This is a genomic window from Kibdelosporangium phytohabitans, assembly GCF_001302585.1.
Classification (GTDB): Bacteria; Actinomycetota; Actinomycetes; order Mycobacteriales; family Pseudonocardiaceae; genus Kibdelosporangium; species Kibdelosporangium phytohabitans.
In genome coordinates this window covers 8,562,923-8,564,273 of sequence record NZ_CP012752.1, presented here as the reverse complement: position 1 = coordinate 8,564,273, position 1,351 = coordinate 8,562,923, and the positions used below count along the sequence as shown (strand labels likewise).

Here is a 1,351-nt window from a genome sequence, read left to right as displayed (position 1 = left end):
GACAAATGAGGCAGCGCGACCGATCTGTCAGACGAGCGACTCCACCGAGGTAGACGATGAACGACACTCTTTCCCGCAGGGCAGCCGACTGGCTGGACCGCACCTACGGGGGCCTGGTCACCCTCACCGACGACCAGCCGCTGGTCGACGGCGATCGGACCCAGTTGTTCGGCTGCGGCTACGCGGGCGGGCCGAACGAGCCGATGCTCGCGGCCACGATCGCCGTGCCCAAGGACGGCGGCGAGCCGTTCCCGGTGTCGAACGCGGACCCGTTGGACGAGGCGCTCAACGGGGCGCCGTCGGCGGACTTCGATCCGCTGGCGTGGCGCTGGCGGGTCAACGCGCGTGGTTGCCTGGTCGCGACCGACGCCGCTGTGGACCACCGGCCGTCATCGGCGTTGCCGTGGACGCCGCTGGACGAGGCGCCGGGCTGGTGGGGCCGGATGCTGGCCGCACATTTCCCGTCCGCCGAGGTGTCCACCTGTTCGACGTGGGCGGATGTCACGTCGATCCTGCTGGAGGGCGGTCCCGGCACGCGCACTGTCGTGTGGCTGCGCCGTCAGCACGACGGCAAGGACCTCACCGGCCACCTGATCTACGCGTTCAACGACGACGACCAGGCCATTTTCCTCGACGGCCAGCGCGGTTCGCTGGCGCGGCTCAACGATGACGAGGTCGGGCAGCTCGTTGTGGCGCGGTTCCACCGGGCTGCGGGCGAGCGGCACGAGTTCCTGCCGTTGCCGTGGGAGAACCCGGCGCCGACGCTGCAGGCCGCGTTGGACAAGGCGACCAGCTGGCTGGAGCACACGTACAAGGAGCCGGTTGTGGTCGTGCAGCCGGACGCGGCGGACGAGACCAACCGCGGCTGGTTGTTCGCGTGCACCACCCGGAAGTTCCAGGAAACCGGCGACTGGCGTGACCAGATGCTGGACGCCGCGCTGGTCGTGCCGAAGCAGGCGGGCCGGACCCCGTTCGGGCTGCCGAACAACGACCCGTGGACCTATCTGACGGAGTGGGAGGTCGAGGATGACGGGATCGCGGACCCGCCTGCTCCCGGCGCCGCTGCCTGGTTCGAACCCACGATGCGCGAACTGGGCACACCGTTGAGCTCGACCGTGCACCAGAGCTGGGGTGAGACGCTGACCGAGCTCGCCGGGACTCCGAAGGGGTCGAGGGCGCTGGTGTGGGTCCGGCGGCAGGACTTCCGCGGCCGGGAATCGGTGGGCAACCTGCTGATCGCGGTCAACGAGGACAGCGGTGTGCGCCTGATCGACTCGATGGCCGACAGGGGATACCCGTCGTTCGATCAGGAACCCATGGCACTGCACGTGATCCGCTACGAGTCATGACC

The 1,351-nt window shown here is 69.3% G+C and carries 1 protein-coding gene; it reads left to right on the top strand.

Annotated elements, in window-relative coordinates; genetic code table 11:
- The first annotated feature begins 56 nt into the window (after positions 1-56).
- Complete coding sequence (locus AOZ06_RS38650) at positions 57-1,349, top strand: YrhB domain-containing protein (protein WP_054293902.1); 1,293 nt, start codon at positions 57-59, stop codon at positions 1,347-1,349.
- The last annotated feature ends 2 nt before the right edge of the window (positions 1,350-1,351 follow it).